A 1,288-nucleotide genomic window follows, 5' to 3' on the forward strand; every position below is an offset into this window, starting at 1 on the left:
GCTGAGCGCCGTGGGCGTGCGGGTGCGGGTGTTCGATCCGGGGCAACCCGTGCTCGGCAAGCGGCTCAACGTGTTTCGGCGGATGCACCGCAAGATCGTGGTGGTCGATGGAGAACTCGCGTTCGTGGGCGGCATCAACTATTCGGCCGACCACCTGCTGGACTACGGGCCCAAGGCCAAGCAGGACTACGCGGTGGAGCTGCGCGGGCCCGTCGTGGCGCAGATCCACCAGTTCGTGCTGCGCGCCATCGCGCTCGGCGACAAGGGGCCGCGCTGGTTCCGCCGCCGGCTCAAGCAGGCGCCGCCCGTCGACCGCGAGTCCGTCGGCGATATGGAGGCGGTGCTCATCACGCGCGACAACCGCCGCCACACCAGCGACATCGAACGCGAGTACCTGGCCGCGATCCGCGCCGCGCGCAAGCGCATCGTGATTGCCAACGCGTATTTCTTTCCCGGCTACAGGCTCATCAAGGAGCTGCGCCGCGCTGCCCGGCGCGGCGTGGACGTGCGGCTCATCCTGCAAGGCGAGCCCGACATGCCGATCGTCAAGACGGCCGCCACCATGCTCTACCACCACCTGCTGCATGCGGGCGTGCGCATCTACGAATACTGCGACCGCCCGCTGCACGCCAAGGTCGCGCTGATGGACGACGAATGGACCACGGTCGGCTCGAGCAATCTCGATCCGCTGAGCCTGTCGCTCAACCTGGAAGCCAACGTGTTTGCGCGCGGCAGGGCCTTCAACCAGCTGCTGTGGGAACGCATGGACAAGCTCATGCGCGAGAGCTGCCAGCAGATCGGCGAGGCCGACCTGGAGAGCGGATGGAGCGGCTGGCGGCTGGTGCGCAGCTTCTTCATCTTCCACTTCCTGCGCTGGTATCCGTCGTGGCTCGGCTGGCTGCCGCGGCAGGTGCCGCGCCTCACCCCGGCCGAGGCCATCGAGCTTGCCGAGAAGCGCGAAAAGCGCGAGGGCGCCGGCGACAACGGGGCCACGCCGACGGAAGCGGCATGAGCATCTCCACTGCGAAGCCCGCGCACCGGCCCTGGTGGCCCTGGCTGCGGCGCATCGCGGTCTGGGCCTTCTTCGGCCTGATCGCCTGGCTGCTCGTGAGCCAGGCGCGTGCCATCGACTGGCAGGAGGTGTTCGACGCCATGCGCGCGCTGCCCGCGGCCACGCTGTGGCTGGCCGGCGCGCTGGCCGCCGGCAGCTTTGCCACCTACAGCACCTACGACCTGCTGGGCCGCCATCTCACGCGCCATCCGCTCGGCGCCCGCACCGTCATGGGCG

At 69.3% G+C, this 1,288-nt stretch carries 1 protein-coding gene and 1 pseudogene; both read left to right on the top strand.

Annotated elements, in window-relative coordinates; translation table 11 throughout:
- Window positions 1-1,012 (top strand): cardiolipin synthase ClsB (gene clsB / locus AC1DOC_RS34025; RefSeq protein WP_478131616.1); only part of this gene is annotated, 1,012 nt, incomplete at its 5' end.
- Window positions 1,009-1,288 (top strand): annotated as a pseudogene (locus tag AC1DOC_RS34030) (UPF0104 family protein); the annotation flags it as partial. The gene clsB and the pseudogene AC1DOC_RS34030, both read left to right, overlap by 4 nt.

Source organism: Variovorax sp. 01T439_2 (assembly GCF_056398445.1).